The 21,820-nt window shown below is 35.6% G+C and carries 23 protein-coding genes; all 23 read left to right on the forward strand.

Features of this window, described 5'->3' with window-relative positions; all coding sequences use genetic code 11:
• Positions 1 to 440: 440 nt before the first annotated feature.
• The 23 genes from dapE (at position 441) to DMB95_RS04915 (ending at position 21,787) form a co-directional block, all read left to right on the forward strand.
• Positions 441 to 1,538, forward strand: a complete 1,098-nt coding sequence (gene dapE, locus DMB95_RS04810; RefSeq protein ID WP_142931146.1) for a succinyl-diaminopimelate desuccinylase — start codon at positions 441 to 443, stop codon at positions 1,536 to 1,538.
• Positions 1,539 to 1,571: 33 nt separating this feature from the next.
• Complete coding sequence (thiS, locus tag DMB95_RS04815; protein ID WP_142931147.1) at positions 1,572 to 1,763, forward strand: sulfur carrier protein ThiS; 192 nt, start codon at positions 1,572 to 1,574, stop codon at positions 1,761 to 1,763.
• Positions 1,763 to 2,572: a thiamine biosynthesis protein ThiF gene (gene thiF / locus DMB95_RS04820; RefSeq protein WP_185906681.1), complete on the forward strand. Its 810-nt coding sequence runs from the start codon at positions 1,763 to 1,765 to the stop codon at positions 2,570 to 2,572. Before thiS ends, thiF begins: the two co-directional genes overlap by 1 nt.
• A gap of 286 nt (positions 2,573 to 2,858) precedes the next feature.
• Positions 2,859 to 4,523, forward strand: a complete 1,665-nt coding sequence (locus DMB95_RS04825) for a 2-isopropylmalate synthase (RefSeq protein WP_142931149.1) — start codon at positions 2,859 to 2,861, stop codon at positions 4,521 to 4,523.
• Positions 4,520 to 5,785: a 3-isopropylmalate dehydratase large subunit gene (gene leuC / locus DMB95_RS04830; RefSeq protein ID WP_221886037.1), complete on the forward strand. Its 1,266-nt coding sequence runs from the start codon at positions 4,520 to 4,522 to the stop codon at positions 5,783 to 5,785. The genes DMB95_RS04825 and leuC overlap by 4 nt, the downstream gene beginning before the upstream one ends.
• A gap of 9 nt (positions 5,786 to 5,794) precedes the next feature.
• Positions 5,795 to 6,289 carry a 3-isopropylmalate dehydratase small subunit gene (leuD, locus tag DMB95_RS04835; protein WP_034904199.1) on the forward strand — a complete coding sequence of 165 codons (495 nt, stop codon included), beginning with the start codon at positions 5,795 to 5,797 and terminating at the stop codon, positions 6,287 to 6,289.
• Complete coding sequence (gene leuB / locus DMB95_RS04840; RefSeq protein WP_142931150.1) at positions 6,289 to 7,356, forward strand: 3-isopropylmalate dehydrogenase; 1,068 nt, start codon at positions 6,289 to 6,291, stop codon at positions 7,354 to 7,356. Before leuD ends, leuB begins: the two co-directional genes overlap by 1 nt.
• 130 nt (positions 7,357 to 7,486) lie before the next feature.
• A complete protein-coding gene (locus tag DMB95_RS04845) occupies positions 7,487 to 8,338 on the forward strand; it encodes a carbon-nitrogen hydrolase family protein (RefSeq protein ID WP_142931151.1) in 852 nt (283 codons plus the stop codon).
• A gap of 10 nt (positions 8,339 to 8,348) precedes the next feature.
• Positions 8,349 to 9,230, forward strand: a complete 882-nt coding sequence (locus tag DMB95_RS04850) for a polysaccharide deacetylase family protein (protein ID WP_142931152.1) — start codon at positions 8,349 to 8,351, stop codon at positions 9,228 to 9,230.
• Positions 9,231 to 9,242: 12 nt separating this feature from the next.
• Positions 9,243 to 9,578: a hypothetical protein gene (locus tag DMB95_RS04855; RefSeq protein WP_137633107.1), complete on the forward strand. Its 336-nt coding sequence runs from the start codon at positions 9,243 to 9,245 to the stop codon at positions 9,576 to 9,578.
• Positions 9,571 to 10,527 (forward strand): CobW family GTP-binding protein, encoded by a 957-nt coding sequence (locus DMB95_RS04860; protein ID WP_142931153.1) that lies wholly within the window; start codon positions 9,571 to 9,573, stop codon positions 10,525 to 10,527. The genes DMB95_RS04855 and DMB95_RS04860 overlap by 8 nt, the downstream gene beginning before the upstream one ends.
• An 81-nt stretch (positions 10,528 to 10,608) precedes the next feature.
• Entirely contained in the window at positions 10,609 to 11,370 is a 762-nt protein-coding gene (locus DMB95_RS04865) for a thiazole synthase (RefSeq protein WP_142931154.1), read from the forward strand.
• Between the two features lie 3 nt (positions 11,371 to 11,373).
• Positions 11,374 to 12,525: a 2-iminoacetate synthase ThiH gene (gene thiH, locus DMB95_RS04870; RefSeq protein WP_238386955.1), complete on the forward strand. Its 1,152-nt coding sequence runs from the start codon at positions 11,374 to 11,376 to the stop codon at positions 12,523 to 12,525.
• On the forward strand, positions 12,515 to 13,120 hold the full coding sequence (locus DMB95_RS04875; protein ID WP_142931248.1) for a thiamine phosphate synthase: 606 nt from the start codon (positions 12,515 to 12,517) through the stop codon (positions 13,118 to 13,120). The genes thiH and DMB95_RS04875 overlap by 11 nt, the downstream gene beginning before the upstream one ends.
• Positions 13,121 to 13,288: 168 nt before the next feature.
• On the forward strand, positions 13,289 to 13,465 hold the full coding sequence (locus tag DMB95_RS09555) for a hypothetical protein (RefSeq protein ID WP_156104100.1): 177 nt from the start codon (positions 13,289 to 13,291) through the stop codon (positions 13,463 to 13,465).
• 186 nt (positions 13,466 to 13,651) lie between these two features.
• Entirely contained in the window at positions 13,652 to 15,742 is a 2,091-nt protein-coding gene (locus tag DMB95_RS04880; protein ID WP_142931155.1) for an FTR1 family iron permease, read from the forward strand.
• Positions 15,742 to 16,281 (forward strand): iron transporter, encoded by a 540-nt coding sequence (locus tag DMB95_RS04885; protein ID WP_142931156.1) that lies wholly within the window; start codon positions 15,742 to 15,744, stop codon positions 16,279 to 16,281. Before DMB95_RS04880 ends, DMB95_RS04885 begins: the two co-directional genes overlap by 1 nt.
• Positions 16,282 to 16,418: 137 nt before the next feature.
• Positions 16,419 to 17,810 (forward strand): Fe-S-containing protein, encoded by a 1,392-nt coding sequence (locus DMB95_RS04890; RefSeq protein ID WP_142931157.1) that lies wholly within the window; start codon positions 16,419 to 16,421, stop codon positions 17,808 to 17,810.
• A 3-nt stretch (positions 17,811 to 17,813) separates the two neighbouring features.
• Positions 17,814 to 19,082, forward strand: coding sequence for an ABC transporter permease (locus DMB95_RS04895; protein ID WP_137633113.1), 1,269 nt, complete (start codon positions 17,814 to 17,816; stop codon positions 19,080 to 19,082).
• On the forward strand, positions 19,072 to 20,208 hold the full coding sequence (locus DMB95_RS04900) for an ABC transporter permease (RefSeq protein WP_142931158.1): 1,137 nt from the start codon (positions 19,072 to 19,074) through the stop codon (positions 20,206 to 20,208). Before DMB95_RS04895 ends, DMB95_RS04900 begins: the two co-directional genes overlap by 11 nt.
• Positions 20,209 to 20,856 (forward strand): ABC transporter ATP-binding protein, encoded by a 648-nt coding sequence (locus tag DMB95_RS04905; RefSeq protein WP_142931159.1) that lies wholly within the window; start codon positions 20,209 to 20,211, stop codon positions 20,854 to 20,856. It begins immediately after the preceding gene.
• Complete coding sequence (locus tag DMB95_RS04910) at positions 20,853 to 21,338, forward strand: TlpA family protein disulfide reductase (RefSeq protein ID WP_142931160.1); 486 nt, start codon at positions 20,853 to 20,855, stop codon at positions 21,336 to 21,338. The genes DMB95_RS04905 and DMB95_RS04910 overlap by 4 nt, the downstream gene beginning before the upstream one ends.
• Positions 21,299 to 21,787, forward strand: a complete 489-nt coding sequence (locus DMB95_RS04915) for a TlpA family protein disulfide reductase (RefSeq protein ID WP_142931161.1) — start codon at positions 21,299 to 21,301, stop codon at positions 21,785 to 21,787. The genes DMB95_RS04910 and DMB95_RS04915 overlap by 40 nt, the downstream gene beginning before the upstream one ends.
• The last annotated feature ends 33 nt before the right edge of the window (positions 21,788 to 21,820 follow it).

Below are 21,820 nucleotides of genomic sequence, written 5' to 3' on the forward strand. Positions count from 1 at the left end.
TTTTGCAATGAGTATTTTTAATCCTCTTTAACTCAAAGAAAAATTTCACATATCCTCCCTTAAGTATGTTTTTATGAGCTTGTATCAAAGCTTCTCCTAGCTTATAACTTAAATGCTCTTAAGCGCTTTATCAAAGGTAGTAAAGATAAATTAAAACTTAAAGTAGAAGAAGACAAAAACGACAAAGCTGAAAATGATGAAGAAGGATATATTACAGGTTTTAATGAGATGTAAAATGCTATTCATTTCAATTGGTGTGCTATATAGCATTATACTTTTATTCCTTAATACCGAGTTAAGTGTGTTGAAACAATGAACTTAAAAATAAGTTAAAATAAATTGAAAAACAAATATTTTAAGTTAAAGTTCATCTTAGGCAAAGCCATGTTTTGTAAGAAATTTGTGTTATAATGCTTGAAACTTCGCAAAAAGGACAAGCTATGCAAGCAAAAGATTTACTTTTAGAGCTTTTGAAATTTAAATCAATTACTCCAAATGATGATGGAGCTTTAAATTATATAGCCTTAGAGCTTGATGAATTTGAGGCTTTTTTTATAGAAAAAGAGGGTGTGAGAAATCTTTTGCTGACTAAAAAATTTAAAGATGAGGGCGAGCATTTAGCTTTTGGCGGACATATTGATGTGGTGCCTGCAGGGCAGGGTTGGAGTAGTGATCCTTTTGAGCCAATTGAAAAAGATGGTTTTATCATCGCCAGAGGCGCGCAAGATATGAAAAGTGGGCTTGCAGCTTTTATTTATGCGGCTAAACATGCGGATTTTAAAGGTTCAAGACTAAGTCTTATTATCACAAGTGATGAGGAGGGCGAGGCAAAATATGGCACTAAAGAAGTGCTTAAATTTATGCAAGAAAAGCAAATTTTGCCTGATTTTGCGGTGGTTGCTGAGCCAAGTTGTGAGCTTAAATTTGGTGATAGTCTTAAGATAGGCAGGCGAGGCTCAGTAAATGGCACGCTTCTCATCAAAGGTAAGCAAGGACATGCTGCTTATCCTGAAAAATGCATTAATCCCATACATGAGTTTGCCGGAGTGCTCAAATCCCTAGCCGGCTTTGATCTTGATCCAGGCGATGAAGTTTTTGCTCCTTCAAAGATAGTGATAACAGACATTAGAGGCGGCATCGAGGTGAGTAATGTAACTCCAAGCGAGCTTAAGATCATGTTTAATGTTAGAAATTCAAATCAAAGCAAGTTAGAAGATATACAAACTTATATAGAGGAACTTTGCAAAGGTTTAAATTATGAGCTTAGCTTAAAACAAAGCTCAAAGCCTTTTTTAACTGATAAAGATAGCAAAATCGTGCAAAAACTTAATCACAGCATACAAAAAATCACCGCAGTTGTCCCAAGCTTAAATACTAAAGGTGGGACAAGTGATGCGAGGTTTTTTGCTGAATTTGGAGTAAAAGTCGTCGAGTTTGGTGTAAGAAATGATAGTATTCATGCTATTGATGAAAAAGTAAGTTTAGAGGATTTTGATAAACTTTGTTTGGTGTTTAAGGACTTGATAGAAAATTTTTAGAATTTAAATAAGCTGATAAATTAAGGATTAAAAATGATGATAAATGGAGAAAAGCTTGATTTAAACGAGCTTAAATTTATGGATTTTTTAAAAGAAAAAGGCTTAAAGCTTGAGTTTATCGCCCTTGAGCTTAATGGTAAGATTGTTCCAAAAAGTGAGTTTGAAAGCTTGATTTTAAGGGCAGATGATAAGGCTGAAATCGTAAGCTTTGTAGGAGGTGGTTGATGAGGATTAAATTTAATGGCGAGTTTGTGGATACGCCCTTTAAGACAAGTGAGGAATTTTTTAAAAGCGTGAGTAAAAGTGCTGATGAAGTGTGGATTATCAATGGTTTTGCAACTAAAGAAAACTTGAATTTAAAAGAAGCAGATGAGCTTTTTTGCATAGCAAAAGGCGTTATGCCTCCAAAAGAAGCACTTGAAGCGATGATGAGTGCAAGACATACCCCAAAAGTGCATAATGAGCTTAAAAAAGCCTGCGTAGCAGTGTGTGGGCTTGGTGGGTTAGGCTCGCATATTGCTATAATGCTGGCACGAAGTGGGATTGGCAAGCTTAAGCTTATAGATTTTGACATTATAGAACCAAGCAATCTTAACCGCCAAGCTTATGCTATCAAGGATTTAGGCAGGTTTAAAACTGAGGCTTTAAAAGAGCAAATCGCTCAAATCAATCCTTTCATAGAAATAGAAATTTTTACAATTAAAATCGATGAAAACAATATAAAAGAGCTTTTTTCAAATTGTGATATAGTCTGTGAAGCCTTTGATAGTGCTACAGCTAAAGCCATGTTAGCGCAAAATTTTCATAAATTCTACCCAAATACAACACTTATTTGTGCTTCAGGACTGGCTGGCTTTGGAAACTCAAACAGCATTCAAACAAGAAAAATTGCTCAAAATTTTTATATGTGCGGAGACTTAGTAAGTGGGGCAAAGCCCGGAAATGGACTTATGGCACCACGCGTAAATATCTGTGCGGCTCATCAGGCAAATTTAGTGCTTGAATTGCTTGTGCAAAATGAAAACACAAACTAAGATATAATACTTCATTAAAAGCAAATTTCACACAAAATAAGACTTTGTTTTTGCAATTTTAAAGAAAAATTTATATTTTTTAGTTATAATCAAGTTTATTTAAAAATATCAACGCAGGAGGAAAATATGAAAACATATCATACGCAAAAACAAGTTCAATTCACTCTCGCCCTGCCTGCTCTGCTGCAACTTTCTCTGTAATCTTTCATTTTTTTATTTTTTAAGTTTATGTTTTAAGTCTTTTTTTTAAGGCTTTTTAAATTTTTATAAGTTTTTGGAGTTTTTTATGAGTTTTAAACACTATCAAAGAAATTATTTTATGCCCCCAAGCCCAAGTTATGAGTGGTGTAAGAAAGAATTTATCACCAAAGCACCTATTTGGTGTAGTGTGGATCTAAGAGATGGCAATCAAGCCTTGATTACGCCTATGAGTATAGAAGAAAAGCTTGAGTTTTTTAAGCTTTTAGTTGAGATCGGTTTTAAACAGATCGAAGTTGGCTTTCCAGCTGCAAGCTCGCTTGAGTTTGACTTTGTCCGCACTCTTATAGAGCAAGATTTTATCCCAGATGATGTAAGCATTCAAATTCTTACTCAGGCAAGAGAACATATCATCAAAAAAAGTTTTGAAGCCTTAAAAGGCTGTAAAAATGCCATAGTTCATTTTTATAATTCAACCTCTTATGCTCAAAGACAACAAGTCTTTAAAAAAAGCAAAGATGAGATCAAAAAAATCGCCCTTGAAGGCGCAAAGCTTATCAAAGAACTTGCTAGGGATACTAAGGGCAATTTTTGTTTTGAGTATTCACCAGAAAGCTTTACAGGAACTGAGATTGATTATGCCCTTGAGGTGTGTGATGCTATTATAGATGAGTTTAAGCCAAGCAAGGAAAAAAAGCTCATCATCAACCTTCCAGCAACGGTTGAACTTTCTTTACCTCATGTGTATGCCTCACAGATTGAATATCTTTCAAAACGTTTTAAACAAAGAGAGGAAGTTATCATCTCTTTACACCCACACAATGATAGAGGTTGTGCTACAGCTGCAGCTGAACTTGGGCTTTTAGCAGGAGCAGATAGGGTTGAGGGCACGCTTTTTGGTAATGGAGAACGCACCGGAAATGTCGATATTATCACGCTTGCGATGAATTTATACACGCATGGGGTTGATCCTGGGCTTGATTTTAGTGATTTACCGCGTATTTGTGAGCTTTATGAAAGAGTGAGTAAAATGCGTGTGTATGAAAGACAACCTTATTCTGGAAAGCTTGTTTTTGCAGCCTTTTCAGGCTCTCATCAAGATGCCATTGCTAAAGGTATGGCTTATCATGAGGAACAAAGGCTTGAAACTTGGAGCGTGCCGTATCTTCCTCTAAACCCAAAGCATGTTGGTAGAGTATATGAAAGTGATGTGATACGCATAAATTCTCAAAGTGGAAAAGGTGGCATTGCTTATATCTTAAATTCGCGTTTTGGGGCAAATTTGCCAAGTCATTTAAGAGAGGAATTTTCATACTATATCAAAGAAAAATCCGTGCAAATGCAAAAAGAGCTTAGTGCTGATGAGATAGTGGCTATCTTTGAAAGCGATTTTGTCAATGTAAAAGTGCCTTTAGAGCTTTTAAGTTTTTCTTTTGAAAAAACTGAAAATTTAAAAGTCAATTTAAAAGTAAAATTTCAAGGCAAAACACACGAGCTTAAGGGCTTAGGAAATGGCAGACTTGATGCAGTAGCAAAGGCTTTAAAAAGCATTTTAGACTTTGATTTTGATGTGCTTGATTATAGCGAGCATGCTCTTTCTCAAGGCTCAGGCTCAAAGGCTATTGCTTATGTTTTAATACAAAGTGAGCAAAAAAACTTCTTTGGAGCTGGCATTGATACAGACATCATCACCGCTTCAATACTAGCTTTAATCACAGCGATAAATAGAACAATCACAAAGGATAAAAAATGAAAAATATGACTATGACTCAAAAAATTTTAGCCAATGGAGCAGGTAAGGACTTTGTAAGTGCTGGAGAGCTTATCATGGCAAAGCTTGATATGGTTTTGGGCAATGATATTACCACTCCAGTAGCGATTAATGCCTTTAATAAGGCTAAATTCAGCAAGGTTTTTGATAAAAGTAAAATTTCTTTAGTAATGGATCATTTTGCACCAAACAAAGATATAAAAGCTGCTACTCAAAGCCAGCAATGTCGCTTTTTTGCTAATGACTTTGATATAGAGCATTATTATGATGTTGGAAATATGGGCGTTGAGCATGCACTTTTACCTGAACAGGGCATTGTAACTATAGGCGATCTTATCATAGGGGCTGATTCACATACTTGTACTTATGGAGCTTTAGGAGCTTTTAGCACAGGGGTTGGCTCAACTGATATGGGTGTGGCTATGGCAACAGGTAAGGCTTGGTTTAAAGTGCCTCAAGCTATGAAATTTAATATCAAAGGCAAGCTTCGCCCACATATCAGTGGTAAGGATGTGATCTTGCATATCATCGGTAAGATAGGTGTTGATGGGGCTTTGTATAAGAGTATGGAATTTATGGGCGAGGGGCTTAAAAACTTAAGCATAGATGATAGACTTTGTATAGCCAATATGGCTATAGAAGCAGGAGCAAAAAATGGCATTTTTGCCGTTGATGATATCACGCTTGAGTATGCTAAGGGAAGAAGTGAAAAAGAACCAAGAATCTTTGTAGCTGATGAAGATGCGTATTATGAGCAAGTTTTTGACATTAATTTAGATGAGATCGATCATACTGTGGCTTTTCCGCATTTACCAGAAAATGCACGCACTAAAGATGAATGGGGCGAGATTAAGATAGATCAAGTTGTGATTGGTTCTTGCACGAATGGAAGATTAAGCGATATGGCTGTAGCAGCTGAAATTTTAAGAGGTAAAAAAATCGCTAAAAACACTCGCTGTATAGTTATCCCTGCAACTCAAAATATTTATTTAGAATGCATTACAAAGGGCTATTTAAAAACCTTTATCGAGGCAGGTTGCGTGGTATCAACTCCAACTTGTGGTCCTTGTCTTGGCGGACATATGGGAATTTTAGCTGCAAATGAAAAATGCGTTTCAACCACAAACCGCAATTTTGTTGGCAGAATGGGGCATGAAACTTCACAAGTTTTTTTAGCCTCACCTGAAGTTGCAGCAGCAAGTGCTATTAGTGGAATTTTAAGCGCACCAGAGCAAGTTTTATAAGGAGAAAAGATGAAAGCACACGGAAAAGTTCACAGGTATGGCGATAATGTCGATACAGATGTCATTATCCCAGCTCGCTATCTTAATACAACGGACAATAAAGAGCTAGCAAGTCATTGCATGGAAGATATAGATAAGGAATTTGTCAAAAAAGTAAAGCAAGGCGATATTATGGTGGGAGGCTTTAATTTTGGCTGCGGCTCAAGTAGAGAGCATGCACCTATAGCCATAAAAGCAAGTGGGATTAGTTGCATTATAGCAAAGTCTTTTGCACGCATTTTTTATAGAAATGCCATTAATATAGGGCTTGCCATCATAGAAAGTGAAGAAATTGCTTCAAATATCAATGCAAATGATGAAGTTGAAATAGACTTTGAAAAAGGCGAGATTAAAAATTTAAGCACAAATAAAAGCTTTAAAACCCAGCCTTTTCCACCCTTTATACAAGAGATCATCAATGCAAATGGCTATGTCAATTTTGTAGCTCATAAAAAGGAAAATTGATGAAAATAGCAGTGATAAAAGGCGATGGCATAGGTGTTGAAATCATTAATGAAGCCTTAAAAGTGCTTCAAAAAATCGCTGAAATTTACAAACATAGTTTTGAATTTGAAGAAGTATTAATGGGTGGGGCTGCTATTGATGCTTGTGGTAAGGCTTTGCCTGAAGAAACTTTAAGGGTGTGTAAAGAAAGCAAAGCCGTGCTTTTTGGCGCTATAGGCGGAGCAAAATGGGACAACGAGCCAGCTCATAATCGCCCAGAAGCTGGACTTTTAGCCTTAAGAAAGGGCTTAAACTTATACGCAAATTTACGCCCAGCAAGCGTGATGAAAGAATTAAGCAGTTCAAGTCCTTTAAAGACTGAGATTTTAGACAAGGGCATTGATTTTATCATTGTTAGAGAGCTTATAGGCGGGATTTATTTTGGTAAGCATGAACGCTTCTTTAAAGAAGGACAACTTTGGGCAAAAGATGAGCTTGAATACTCACAAAGCCAGATTAAACAAATCGCAAAAATCGGCTTTGAATTAGCCTTAAAACGCAAAAAAAAGCTTACTTGCGTGGATAAAGCAAATGTGCTTGAAAGCTCTCGTTTATGGAGAGAAGTGGTGCAAGATATGGCTAGTTCATATCCTGAAGTAAATTTAAACTTTATGTATGTAGATAATGCAGCCATGCAACTTTGCAAAAATCCAAGTGAATTTGATGTGATTTTAACTGAAAATATGTTTGGGGATATTTTAAGTGATGAGGCTAGTGTTTTAAGCGGAACTTTGGGTGTTTTACCTTCAGCGTCTTTAAGTGATAAAAATTTTGGACTTTATGAGCCAATACATGGCTCAGCTCCTGATATAGCAGGGCTTAATCTAGCCAATCCCATAGGCACCATTTTAAGTGCAGCCTTAATGCTTGAGTTGAGTTTAAATTTACAAAACGAAGCTAAAGCCATACGAAAAGCTGTACAAACAACCTTAGAACAAGGCTATAGAACAGCTGATATTTATGCAAATGAAGGCATTAAAATCACTTGCTCTGAGATGGGCGAGAGAATTTGTGAGAATTTAGTTTAGATTTACTTACTTTGTAAAAAGTCATATTTGTAACATTTTCTTGAAAAAAAGTTGTTTTTAAACTTTTGTTAGTGTTTTTTAAGTTTTAAAGCTTTAAAATGAAAATAAAAACTTAACAAAGATTAAACAAATGAGAAAATTAAAAGTCGCAAGCATACAAATGAAAAGCAAGCCTTATGAAGTTGAAAAAAATGTCAAGCTTGCTTTAAAACTTGCTCAAAAAGGCGTTGATAAGGGTGCAAAACTCATTGTTTTTCCAGAACTTTTTGATAGCGGATATTGCGTTAATGATAAGGACTTTGAGCTTGCTCTTGATTTTTCAAATCCACACTCACATTTTGCTTTTAAAGCCTTAAGTAACTTTGCAAAAAATACCAAAACCTTTCTTATAGCCTGCACGCTTGAAAAAGAAAATCATCAAATTTTTGATACAGCTTTTGTGCTTTCAGCTGAGGGTAAGCTCTTGGGAAAATACCGCAAAATTTATCTTTGGGGCGAAGAAAAAGAACGTTTTGAACAGGGTAAAAAATATGAAGTATTTGAGCTGGATTTTAAAAAATTCAAAGTAAAAATTGGCTTGCAAATTTGTTATGAGCTTGGTTTTAGTGAGGGTGCGAGGATTTTGGCTTTAAGTGGGGCTGAAATTTTAGCTTATCCAAGTGCTTTTGGTAAGGCAAGAACTTATGCTTGGGAGCTTGCTTTAAGAGCAAGAGCCTTAGAAAATGCTTGCTATGTTATCGCTTCAAATCATAGCTCTTTTGAGTTACATTATTCAAGCAAAGAAAAGCTTGAATTTGCTGGTAAATCACGCATTATTAATCCTCAGGCTAAGGTTTTAAAACAGGCTAAGAATAAAAATGAATGCATAGTGCAGGAGCTAAATTTAGATCTTATCAGAGCTCAAAGAGAAAATATCCCGTATTTAAAAGATATTAACTTAGAGCTTACAAGCAGTTATTTAGCAAAACTCAAATCATTTTAAAGGAGAAAAAATGGCAAAAGAAATTTTAGTGGCTTATGGCGTGGATATTGATGCGGTTGCAGGTTGGCTTGGAAGTTATGGGGGTGAGGATAGCCCAGATGATATTTCAAGAGGACTTTTTGCAGGAGAAGTTGGCATACCAAGACTTTTAAAACTTTTTAAAAGACATAATATCCCAGCTACTTGGTTTGCACCAGGACATTCTATAGAAACCTTTCCAGAGCAAATGAAAATGATCGTTGATGCAGGACATGAAATAGGCGCGCATGGGTATTCACATGAAAATCCAATAGCTATGAGTGCTAAACAAGAAGAAGATGTTTTGCTTAAGAGTATAGAACTCATCAAAGGTTTAACCGGCAAAAAGCCAACTGGCTATGTTGCGCCGTGGTGGGAGTTTTCAAATATCACCAATGAACTTTTGCTTAAACATGGCATAAAATACGATCATTCTTTAATGCATAATGATTTTAGTCCTTATTATGTAAGAGTTGGCGATAGTTGGACGAAGATTGATTATTCAGCTGAGGCAAAAGACTGGATGAAGCCTTTGGTAAGAGGAAAAGAAACTGATTTGGTAGAAATTCCAGCTAATTGGTATTTAGATGATTTACCGCCGATGATGTTTATTAAAAAATCCCCAAATAGCTTTGGTTTTGTCTCTCCAAGAGATATAGGACAAATGTGGATTGATCAGTTTGACTGGGTATATAGAGAAATGGATTATGCAGTGTTTGCTATGACTATACACCCTGATGTAAGTGGGCGTCCTCAGGTTTTAATGATGCATGAAAAAATCATCTCTCATATCAACAGCCACGAAGGCGTAAGATGGGTAAATTTTAATGAAATTGCTGATGATTTCTTAAAAAGAAGTCCGCGTAAAAAATAAGGCAAGCTAATAATGTGCATTTTATGCGGCGAGCTCATAAGCTCTTTTCACTGGAGTGATGTTAGCTTTAAAGAAGAAAAAGCAAGCATAAGTGCTGGTGAAAATCAAAAAGAAAGGCAAAGATCAAGACTTGAAAGAGCTAAGCTTTTAGGGCTTGTCCTTGCCTTTTATGGTTTAAGTATCAAAGAGTGGCAAAACTCTAAATTTATACTCAGTGATAAGAAGGGTAAAAGCCTTATCGTAAATGATCTTGGGGATTTATGGCTTAAGGCTGAAGAGCTTAGTTCAAAACCCATTGACATTTTGGACTTAAATTTTATCAATTTTTTAAAAGAACATCATGGCTAAAATCCCCATCATCTTAATCACAGGCTTTTTAGGAAGTGGCAAGACAAGCTTTTTAAATGAGTTTTTAAGGCATTATGATGATGAGGGTTTGGCTGTCATTGTTAATGAACTTGGACAAATCGCCCTTGATGGACGCATCTTAAAGCCAAGCATAGCCTATAAAGATGAGCAAATGCTGGTGCTAAACTCAGGTTGTGTGTGCTGTAATAAAAGGCTTGATCTTATCAAAGGCTTAAAAGAACTCCTTGATAGCTATGATTTAAAGCAAAAGCATTTAAAAAAAGTCATTATAGAAACTACGGGACTGGCTAATGTTGCTCCCATAGCTTTTACCTTGCTTAGCGATGCTTTTTTAAGCAATCATTTCATCTTGCAAAATACTCTTGTGTGCGTTGATACGCTTAATGCTCATTTACACTTGCAAAATCAAGAAGCCAAAGATCAAATCATTTTAGCCGATAGCATAATGCTTACAAAAACTGATCTTAAAAAAGCAGATAAAAGCTTAATACAAGAGCTTCAAAGCTTAAATCCAAGCGCAAGTATTGTTGATAAACAAGATTTTAGTCATGAAGAGCTATTTTCTTTGGATAAAAAGGCTAAATTTCAAGACTTTAGCCTTATAAAAACGCATGAAGAAGATTTTGAAAGTTTGGCTTTAGAATTTGATTATAGTGTAAATTGGAGTGCTTTTGGCATATGGCTAAGTATGCTTTTGCACCGATACGGAACGCAGGTGTTAAGAGTAAAAGGCATTATTGATACAGGAGAGGATTTTTTAGTGAATATCAACGCTGTTTTGCATATCATGCACACACCAAGCCATATTAAAAAAGATGAACAAAATGGCTCAAAGCTCGTTTTTATCACAAGAAAACTTGAAAGTCAAAAGATCAAACAATCCTTACAAAGTTTTGAAACCATTTTGAAAAATAAAGATAAAATTTAAGTTTTTTTCTTCATTTAAACCCTTTCTCACATTTTTTTAAGCTTGAATGCTATAAAATTGACAAAAAATAAGGACTATACTTTGCATACATTAAAACTTGGAAAATTTGAGTTTAATTCTCGCTTTATACTTGGTTCTGGTAAATTTAGCCTTGAGCTTATTGAAGCGGCGATTAAAGAGGCAAATGTTGAGATTATCACCCTTGCTTTAAGACGCGCTCATACAGGTAAGCTTGAAAATATACTTGATTATATCCCTAAAAATATCACTATCTTGCCAAATACAAGCGGAGCAAGGACGGCTGAGGAAGCCTTAAAAATAGCTCAGCTAGCAAGAGAGCTGTGTGGGGCTGAAATGATTAAAATAGAAGTGATACGAGATAGTAAGTATCTTTTACCAGATAATTATGAAAGCATAAAGGCTGTTGAACTGCTTGCAAAAGAAGGTTTTACGCCTTTACCTTATATGTATCCAGACCTTTATGCAGCAAGGGCTATGCGTGATGCTGGAGCGGCTGCTATCATGCCACTTGGAGCACCCATAGGCACAAATAAGGGCTTAAGAACTAAGGATTTTATTCAAATTTTACTTGATGAGCTTGATTTACCTATCATCGTTGATGCAGGACTTGGCAGTCCAGCACAAGCGTGCGAGGCTATGCAAATGGGTGTAAGTGCGGTGATGATTAACACCGCTATAGCCTTGTCTTCAAATATCCCTCAAATGGCAAGAGCTTTTAAACTCGCTATAGAAGCTGGCAGGGAAGGCTTTTTAGCTGGCATAGCAGGGCAAAGTAAGCTTGCTAGGGCTTCATCTCCACTTACTGGCTTTTTAAGGGATTAAAAAATGAGTAAAAAAAGTGTGTTTGAATATGAAAGCAATATGCAAGAAATTCATTCTAAGGTGCTTCAAAATGTTTTAGCCCAAGTGAGTTCTTATCACAAAGAAAATTATACTCAAGCTGAGGTTTTAAAAGCCTTGCAAAGTGAAAGCTTAAGTATAGAAGGCTTAAAAGCCTTGCTTAGTCCAGCAGCAAGTGCTTTTTTAGAAGAGCTTGCTTTTAAGGCAAGAATGCTTACAAAAAGGCATTTTGGAAATTCTATCGCTCTTTTTACTCCGCTTTATTTGAGTAATTATTGTGAAAGTAAATGCGTATATTGTGGCTTTCAAAAGGGCAATGCCATAGCTAGAGCAAAACTCAGTGAGGCTGAAATAAGAGCTGAGATGCAAGCCATAGCTGATACAGGCTTGCAAGAAGTGCTTTTACTTACTGGAGAGGGAAGAGAGCATGCAAGTGTGGAGTATATCGCACAAGCTTGTAAGATTGCTAAGGAGTATTTTAAAGTCGTTGGGGTAGAAGTTTATGTGATGAATGTTGATGAATACGAGCTTTTACATAAAAATGGCTGTGAATTTGTGACTATTTATCAAGAAACTTATAATGCCCAAAAGTATGAAAAAATTCATATCTTTGGGGAAAAACGCGTCTTTCCTTACCGCTTTAATGGACAAGAAAGGGCTTTAAAAGCTGGTATGAGAGGGGTTGGCTTTGGGGCTTTGCTTGGTATAGATGAGTTTGAAAAAGACGCCCTTGCTACAGCCTTGCATGCTTATTTTTTGCAAAAAGCTTATCCTCATGCTGAACTTTCACTTTCTGCACCAAGACTTCGTCCCATTTTAGGTAACCGCAAAATCAGCCCAAAAGATGTAACTGAAGCAAGACTTTTACAGGTTTTATGTGCGTATAGGATTTTTTTACCCTTTGCAAATATAGTGGTTTCAACGCGAGAAAGGGCTGGCTTTAGAGATAAGATCATTGACATAGTAGCGACTAAAATTTCAGCTGGGGTTTCAGTAGGTATAGGCGAGCATTCAGGCGAGAAAAAAGGCGATGATCAGTTTCAAATCAGCGATGAGCGAAGCGTGGCTGAGGTTTTTTCTATGCTTAAAAAAGCAAAATTACAAGCTGTGATGAGTGATAGTATTTATGTGGGCTAAAAAAATCATTGCTATTACTGAGAGCAAGCTTTGTGAAGAGGACTTTTTAAAACGTGTTGAAAGGCTTGCAAAAGCAAAAATCGATGCTTTGATCTTAAGGGAAAAAGAACTTAGCGAAGCAAAGTATTATGATCTAGCTAAAGAGGTATTAAAAATTTGCGCAAAGCACAAAACAACTTGCATTTTGCATTATTTTGATAAGGTCGCCTTAAAGCTAAATCACAGGTATTTTCACTGCCCTTTAGATATCTTAAAGGCTGAACCTAGACTTGTGAAATACTTTCATCTTATTGGCACTTCAGTGCATAGTGAAGAAGAGCTTTTTTTGGCTGAGTATTTTAAGTGCAATTATGCTATAGCTGGGCATATTTTTGAAAGCTCTTGCAAAGAAGATTTAGCACCAAAAGGACTAAATTTTTTAAATGAGTTATGTAAAAATGCTAAAATTCCTATTTATGCTGTAGGAGGTATAAATTTAAAGACTCTAACCCAGCTCAAAGAAAGCTCAATCTCAGGTGTTTGCTTGCGATCAAGTTTAATGCAAGAAAAAAATGTAAAAGAATACATTGCGAATTTAAGAGCGATTTTAGCTTGAAATAAAGCTTTTTAAACTCAAGGTTTGTGCTTAATTTGCCAAAAAATGAGTAAAAACGAACGCGAAAATTACAAAGAATGTGAATTTCTGTAAAAAAGTATCATTTTAAACATTTTATTAATAATTTTTTATATAATTGCAGATGAAAATTACAACAAAGGATTAACAATGGTTGTTAGGGTAGAAAATCCAAATGATAGAACTGCTTATCTTGAGTTAAGTCGAGATGATATAGAGCTTTTGCTTGAAGAATTTGTGCTTCATTATGAGGATTTAGACCAATTTATCGCTGCTTTTGATTTGCTTGAAGTGACTTCGAAAATGAATGATGATCTCAGTGAGTAAAATAAAAATGCTATGAAGCCCCATAAAACCTTGATCTTTCAAGGTTTTTTTAAAAAATCTATCAACAAGCTCTAATTTTGATAACTTTTATCTAAAATTAAGCTAATAAGTATTACACTTTTATCAAATATACAAATAACTACAATAGTATTAAAAGCATTATTGGGATATTTTTAAGGAAAGCTAATGCTAAAGATAAGATTATTTTTTGCCTTTTTGTTTTTGAGTGTGAGTTTTAGTTTTGCTCGCGTTGATGATTATATAGCTGAAGCTGAGCTTATTAAGGGGCTTTTAAATGAGAGCTTAACACTCTATAAAGATGGCAAGGCAAATGAAGCAAAGAAAAAGGTTGAGGACGCTTATTTTCAGCATTTTGAGAATATGGAAGGCACTATAGGACGCAACATAGGACGTAAGGCTATTACTATGGAGCGTAAATTTTCTAATTTGCGTCGTATGTATAAAGATGAAGCCAATCTAGCTCATATCACTGCTCTTATAGAAGGGCTTGTTTTTGATCTTGACGAGGTTGCACCTATCATTCAAACAGGCTTTAGGCTTAAGGCAGAAAAAACCCAAGATGGCTTAAGCGATGAAGAAGCTGCGAAGTCTTCACTTGAAGAAAATGCCAAAAGACAGGCTGAAGCTGATGCTTTATTTGCTTCTATGTTTGGGGCATCAAGTGATGAAAGCTCAAATACTTCAAATACAAACAACATAGATAATGAAAACAATTCAAATAATTTAAATTCTCAAAATGACGCCGATGTCATAGCCCAGCTTCAAAATGCCTCAGCTCTTGAGCCTAAGTTGCAATTCTTGCTTGATACCATCTCGGGTAAATTTAACCAAGCTGCAAGCAGTTTTAAAAATGAAAAATTCCAAGAGGCTAAGGATTATCTTAATAGTGCTTTATTTGATGAGTATAGAAACTCAAAAGTAGAAATTGCTATAAGCAATCACACTACAGCTGGACTTGATAGAAAAATTCAAGCCGCCATTCGCTCACTCATTACTAAGATCAATGAACAAAACATCGATGAAAAAACCCTAAGAAATGAGCTTGAGGATATAGAAGACTTGCTTTTTAATGCTTTTTTACAAATTCCAAAGGAGCAGTTTGCAAAGATACAGGTGCAAGGCTTTAATGAAGATGAAATAAATACTAGGGATTATTCAAAGGTTGCTGATGATATACGCATAGCCTTAGATAATATACTTGATGATTATCAAGGTTTTTCAAACTCAAGTATAGATGCCTTGCAAAATACCTATTTAGACATCTTTGAAGCAAGTGGCATGGAAAGTAAAGTTGGTGCTGTTGATAGCAGCTTAAAGCTCAAGATAGAAAGCCTTTTTTCTCAAGGTGTAGCTTTGATCAAATCAAGTGCTGATAAATCAGCCTTAAAAGCTAATTTTGACGCCTTAAATGCCGAGCTTAGCAAGGCTGTTGATCTAGTGCAAACAAGCACGCCGTATTCGCTTTTCATCTGGGCTTTTGGTATCATTATAAGAGAGGGCTTAGAAGCCTTAATCATCGTGGTGGCTATAGTTTCATATCTTATTCAAAGTGGCAATAAAAACCGCTTAAATATAGCCTATTCAGCCCTTTTAACAGGGATAGTTTTAAGTTTTATCACTGCCTTTTTTGTTTCTTGGATTTTCAAAGAAAACTCAGGGCAAAGCAGAGAGCTTATAGAAGGCATTACCATGCTTATAGCTGTAGCCTTGCTCTTTTATGTGGGCTTTTGGCTGCTTTCAAACGCACACAATCAAAAATGGGCAAGCTATATCAAAGGACAAGCCTTAGAAGCCATCTCAAATAATTCAGCTAAAACGCTTTGGCTTACAGTCTTTTTAGCTGTATATAGAGAAGGGGCTGAAACTGTGCTTTTTTATCAAGCCTTATTCTTTGATGCAAAGACAAGCACTGATTATTCAGCTATTTTTATAGGGCTTGGCGTGGGCTTAGCCTTGTTAGTTGTGCTTTATTTCTTGCTTAAGGCTGGAGCGATTAAAATTCCAGTGAAGCAGTTTTTTTATATAGTCTCTTATATCATTTTTTATATGATCTTTGTCTTTACAGGCAAGGGCATAGGCGAGCTTATCGAGGGCAAACTTATCACGCCTTCACTCTTGCCTTTTCATTTTGAGCCTATTTTGTGGCTTGGGGTTTATCCATACTATGAAACGCTCATTCCTCAGTTTATAGTTTTAATCTTGCTCATTTTGGGCATTGTTATAACACAAAAATTCACTAAAAAAGGAGTTAGATAATGTTAAAAAAAGCATTATTAAGCATCGCAGCAGCAGCTGTGTTTACAAGCAACGCATTCAGCGCAGAGGTGCCAATTGGCGATCCACATGAGATTAATGGCATGGAAATAGCTGCTGTGTATCTTCAGCCTATAGAAATGGAGCCACGTGGTATTGATTTAGCAGCTTCTTTAGCTGATATTCACCTTGAAGCTGATATTCACGCTATTAAGGGCAATAAAAACGGCTTTCCAGAAGGCTTTTGGATACCATATCTTAGCATAGCTTATGAGCTTAAAAACCTTGATACAAATGGAGTAAAAAGAGGAACTTTTATGCCTATGGTGGCTGATGATGGTCCTCACTATGGTGCAAATATCGCTATGGAAAAAGACAAAAGTGGTAAATTTGGTCCAGGAAATTATGAACTAACTTATGTGATTACTAATCCAGAAAAACAAGGTTTTGGTCGTCATACAGACGCTGAAACAGGCGTTGGCAAGTGGTTTGAACCATTTAAGGTAAGCTATAAATTCAAATACACAGGCGCTCCTAAATGAGTGTAAAGCCTCTATAATAGAGGCTTTTATATTTAAATTTAAAACTCTTTTTAACTAAGTTAGGCTAGAATTTGGCTTGAAAATGCCTAGTTCTGCTTTAAGCAATGGTTTAAATTTAAGTATAAAAAGGCTTTCATTTGAGTATATATTTTTTTCACGCTTTTAGCGTGCTTTTGCCATTATTTTGTATAGCAAGCCTTGCAAGCGTGCGTATTAAAAGATTTGGCTTTGTTTTTTTGTGGATTTTTCTTGCTTTTGTCTTTGCGTATTTTGCCTTTTATATTGCAAGTGCTTATGCTAGAACTCAAGGCTTAGCTTTTTTTGCTTATATTTTACTTTTTAGTAGCTTTGTACTTTTTATTTTAAGCTTTTTTAAAAAAGAGCTTTTGTTTTTAAGGCTTGTTTTTATCTTTATCACTGCTTTTGCTTTTGGTGTAAGATATTATGTTTTAAGTCAGGATTTTCCTATATTTACAAGCTCTTTACTTGATAGTGAGGCTATAAAATCCTTAGCCTTTATCATTTTAGCTTTAATCTTAGCTTTAATTTTTTTCTTTTTTTTAAGGTGGCAGTACAAGTTTAATCAAAGCCTAAGCTTTATCTTTTTTGCTTTTATGCTGCTTTGCGAGCTTAATAGTGCTCTTGCAAATATACTTCATACAGCCATGAGACAAGACTTGATCTATACTTATTCGCTCTTGCTTTCTTATGTGGCAAAAAGTGTGTATTATGCACAATTTTTTGTGTATGCGTATTTGATTTTTTTGCTTGTTTTGGCATTTTTGCTTTTAAGATTTAAGGTGTTTGAACTTAAAAAAGAGCATTTATTTGATATGCGTTATAGACAAATCAAGGCTTTAAATGCAAAGTTAAATGCTTATTTTGCCGTAAATTTTGCAAGTTTTGTCCTTGCTTTTGGCGTGATTTTGTATTTTCATGTTATCTCTTTACGCCCTATAAGCATAGATACGCCAACCGAGCTTCTACCAAATGAAAATGCCGAGTTTGTCTTTGATATGGCTTTATTAAGGGACAATAAACTCCACCGCTTTGCATATATTAGCAGTGAGGGCAAGCTTATACGCTTTTTTTTGATTAACAAAAGAGAAGATAAAGATGCGCCGGTAGCTGTTTTTGATGCTTGTGCGATTTGTGGGGATATGGGCTATGTGCAAAGGGGCAGTGAGCTTATTTGTATTAGTTGTAATGTGCGGATTTTTCTACCTAGTGTAGGCAAGGAAGGTGGGTGCAATCCTATCCCACTAGCCTATGAATTTGATGGAGAAAAGATACGCATAAAACTTGAAGATGTGATTAAGGGTTCAAATTTCTTTACTGAGGTAAAAGAACTTGAGGTGCAAGATCCAGTTTCTAAAACTAAGCTGATCAACCTTAAAGCAAGGTATTCTTATATCTATGCTGGGCTGACTTATTATTTTGATAATGAAGAAAATTATGAGGCGTTTAAAAAAGAGCCTGAACAATATCTCGATCACAATCTTAGTGCCGTGTTTAAAACTCAAGGATAAAGCATGCTTTTAAAAATGATAAAAAATTCTATCTTTAGAAATAAAACCCAAAAAGTTCTTGTCTTTCTAAGCTGCTTTTTAGCAAGCTTGCTGCTTGCAACTATGCTTAATATCACGCTTGGCATAGGCAATGAGTTAAGCAAAGAACTAAGAAGTTATGGTGCAAATATCATCGTTTTACCAAAGGGCGCAAGTTTGAGCGTAGAACTTGGCGATAAGGTGCTTGAGCCTTTAAAAGATAAAAGCTATCTTGAAGAATCAAAGCTTCACACCATAAAAGAAATTTTTTGGCGAAACAATATCACAGCTTTTGCACCTTTTTTAGAAGGCAAGGTGATGATGAATGATAAGCAAGTAAGCATACTAGGCACTTATTTTGATAAAAAGCTTGATATAGCTGATGAAGATGATTTTCACACCGGTATAAAAGAACTTTATCCTGTGCTTAAGATTAATGGGCGATATGCAAATGATGATAGTTTAGATGAAGTGATGTTGGGCGATGAGTTTGCAAGTAAAAATGCTTTGAGCTTAAATGATGAATTTGTGCTTAACGATCAAAAAGTCAAGGTTGTAGGCATAGTACATAATTTTGATAAAAACGCAAATAAAATCATCACTTCTTTAGCCCTAGCTCAAAAACTTTTGCACAAGGAAGGCTTGTTTTTTAAAGCTGAGGTTTCAGCCTTAACCATACCTGAAAATGACTTGGCTCAAAAAGCAAGGCGTTTGGGAGCTAGCTCGCTTGATAGTGTTGAGTTTGATATGTGGTTTTGCACGGCTTATGTTGGCTCCATAGCCTATCAGATCGAAGAAGATTTTCAAGGAGCGAGTGCAAAGGCTCAAACTGCTATTTCAGATGCTGAAAATTTAATCGTTACAAAAATTCAAACCCTCATGATCGCCACAGCCTTAATCTCTCTTATCATCTCTTCCATAGCCATTGCTTCTTTGATGAGTTCTGAGCTTCACGCAAGAAAGAAAGAAATAGGACTTTTAAGGGTTTTAGGAGCAAGTGTAGGACAAATTTATCTTATTTTTGCTGGTGAAAACTTATGCGTTGCACTCATCGCAGCTTTTTTTGGCTTTGTTTTTGGAGTAGCTTTAAGTGAGCTTATTGCTTTAAATATCTTTGCTTATTTTATCCCTATTTCTTTTATCATTTTACCGCTTTGTATGGTTTTTGCTGGCTTAGCTGTGCTTTTAGCCTGCTTGTTTGCATTAAGGAGCATAAGCGAACAAAGCGAAGTGCAGGTGCTTTATGGTAAATGACTTTGTCTTAAAACAGCTTTTTAAAAGCCTTATTTTTTCATATCAACGCGTTTTTATTATGGTTTTGGCTATCTTTCTTGCTGTTTGTGTAAGTGTGGCTTTTTTAAATATTTATTTTGACATTGATACTAGGCTTTCTAAAGAATTAAAAGCTTATGGGGCAAATCTTACTATCTCAGCCACCAAAGAAGATGAGCTTATCAGCAATGAAAACTATAAAAAGCTTGCAAAAGAGCTTAAAATCACGCCTTATCTTTATACTTTTTTAAATGCATGGGGGCAAGATACTCTTGTTTTAGGCACTGATTTTAAGGCTTTAAAGCTAAGCAAGCCTTTTATTGAAGCAAGATTTGGAAATTTTTCTTTAAGCAGCTTTGATCAAAACTCAGCTTTTTTAGGCATAGACTTAGCCGCAAGGCTCATTAGTGGCAACAAGCAAGCAAAGCTTGAGGACTTAATAGGCTCAGAACTTGAGCTTTTTAATCCCTTAAATTCAAAAAGCATAAAGCTTAAAATCAAAGGCATTATTCACAGCTCTGATGAACTTGATAGCCTCCTTATCGCTGATTTGGCTGTGGTGCAAAACTTAAGTGGATATTTTGGCATACACTATGCTCAGGCTTTGGTTGATGGAGATTTTAAGCAAGTGAGTGAAAAAGCTTTGCAGCTTAGTAATGATGAATTGTTTGCTAAGCCTATTTCATCTGTATCCTTAAGTGAAGGTTTGGTGCTTGATAAGCTTAAAGCCTTAATGTTTTTAATCGTGCTTGTGGTTTTAATCATCGCTTCAACAAGCGTAAATACCACGCTTAGCTCTATCATCTTTTCAAGAAAAAAAGAAATAGCCTTGCATTTAGCCTTAGGTGGCTCAAAAAAAGATATTATCAAGCTTTTTGCTTTAGAATGCCTTGTTTTAACCCTTATTGCTTGTATTTTTGGAGTGATTTTTGGCTATATTTTGGCAAATATTTTTGGCTATTTGATCTTTAATGCTGGCATTGATTTTCGCTTTAAAGCTGCTTTTTTTGCTCTGTGTATAGCCTTTGTTTTTGTCTTTTTTGCGGCGTATTTTCCTATTAAAAAGGCATTAAAGATTAATATTTGTGAGAATTTGAAAGGTGAGTAAATGAAAGAAATTATCAAAGTAGAACATTTATCTAAGAATTTTGGCGAGTTAAAAGCCTTACAAGATATAAATTTTAGCCTAAAAACAGGGCAGTGGCTCAGTATCATGGGACCTTCAGGAAGTGGCAAATCAACACTTTTAAACATACTTTCTTTGCTTGATATTCCAAGTTTTGGGCATTATTTTTTAGATGGTATAAACACAGATGAGCTTGATGAAGAAGCAAAGATAAAAATTCGCCGTGAAAAAATAGGGTTGATTTTCCAGCAATTTCATCTTATCCCTTATCTTAATGCTCTTGAAAATGTCATGCTTGCACAATACTATCACTCAAGTATAGAACAAAGCGATGCTAAGGCTGTGCTTGAAAAAGTGGGTTTAGCACACCGCCTTAGTCATTTACCAAGCCAGCTTAGCGGAGGCGAACAGCAAAGACTTTGCATAGCAAGGGCTTTGATTAATAACCCAGAGCTTTTGCTTGCCGATGAACCAACTGGAAATTTAGATGAGGCAAACGAGCAAATCGTGCTTGAGCTTTTGCAAAAACTTAAAAAAGAAGGCAAAAGTATAGTGCTCATCACGCACAATGAAGCCTTAGCAAAACAAGCTGATGAGATGATTATCCTTTCGCATGGAGTGATGCAATGAGAGCTTTTCAATGTATCTTTAGCCTTATTTTAAGCCTTGTATTTTTAGCGTGCGAGGGCGAAAAAAGAGCCGAGCTAGGCAAGGAAGCGCCGTCTATTTTGGCTAAAAATTTACAAGGCGAGCCAGTAAAATTAAGCGATTTTAATCAAAGACTTAAAATCATAGTTTTTTTTGAAAATGGTTGTGCAGCCTGCATTAAAGAACTTCCTTTACTTGATGAGTTTGTTAAAAACAATCAAGATAAAATCACAGCCCTAGCCATCAACTCAGTCGATGAAAAAGAAGTCATTGCCTCAATCAAAAAAGAGTTTAAACTCGAGCATATAGTGCTTTTAAAAGATGATTTAGACATTTCTTGGCAAAGATATGCTGTTTTTGCTTTGCCAACAACTTTTATCATCAAAGATGGCATAGTGCAAGAAAAAATCATAGGAGATAAGCCATGGCAAAGCTTGCAAGAAAAGCTTTTATCCTTGCTTTAGCCCTATTTTTTAGTGCTTGCTTTGAAAATAATTTTAAAGCCTTAAATTCAAACAAAATATATGAGTTTAGTTTTGATGGTTTTGAAAAAAAACTTGATTTTAAGCAAGAAAAGCCCTTTGCTTTGGTATTTTTTACAAAAGATTGTGGGGTATGTAAAGAACAAATTGCGATTTTAAAAGAGCTAAGAAAGCTTCATGAATTTGATTTTTTAACTATCTTAGGTGATGCTAAAGATGAAAAAGACGCTTTAGCATGGGCAGATGAAAAAGAGCTTGATTTTACACTTTTTTATGAAAGAAAGGCGAGTGAGTTTTTTTCTAAGGCTGTAGGCGGGATATATGGCGTGCCTGTAATCGTGCTGTATGATAAAGAAGGCTTTAAAACAAAAGAATTCATAGGCTTAACTCCTCAAAACCTGCTTGCTAAAGAGCTTATCAAGCTTTTATAAAAGCATTTTAAGCAAAATGTGTTAGAATTTAGC

Origin of the sequence: Campylobacter sp. MIT 12-8780, from assembly GCF_006864535.1 — a bacterium.
GTDB lineage: Bacteria > Campylobacterota > Campylobacteria > Campylobacterales > Campylobacteraceae > Campylobacter_D.